Origin of the sequence: Salmonella sp. SAL4457, from assembly GCF_046548235.1 — a bacterium.
GTDB lineage: Bacteria > Pseudomonadota > Gammaproteobacteria > Enterobacterales > Enterobacteriaceae > Salmonella > Salmonella enterica.
This window is the reverse complement of record NZ_JBGDZO010001482.1, coordinates 1-230: the sequence shown is the minus strand read 5'-3', so window position 1 is coordinate 230 and position 230 is coordinate 1. Positions and strand designations below refer to the sequence as shown.

Here is a 230-nt window from a genome sequence, read left to right as displayed (position 1 = left end):
ACGTAGGCCTTGTCGAACAGGTTGTCGAGGTTGAGTTGCAGTTTCAGGTCGCGCGTCGCCTGGTAGCCGAGCATCATGTTGTGCACCCAGTAGGCATCCAGCTTGCCGTTGTCCACCGAGGTGACGTTGCGCTGGCTGACGTAGCGTGCGCCATAGCCCAGGGTCACGCCCTCGGGCAGTTCGTAGGTGCTCCAGAGGCTCAACGAGCGCGGCGGGGTATTGCCCAGGGC

1 protein-coding gene is annotated in these 230 nt (G+C 63.0%); it reads right to left on the bottom strand.

Annotated features, from left to right (window positions below; genetic code table 11):
- A partial coding sequence (locus ACLJNW_RS29115) for a TonB-dependent receptor domain-containing protein (RefSeq protein ID WP_410962155.1) occupies positions 1–230 on the bottom strand: 230 nt, incomplete at both ends.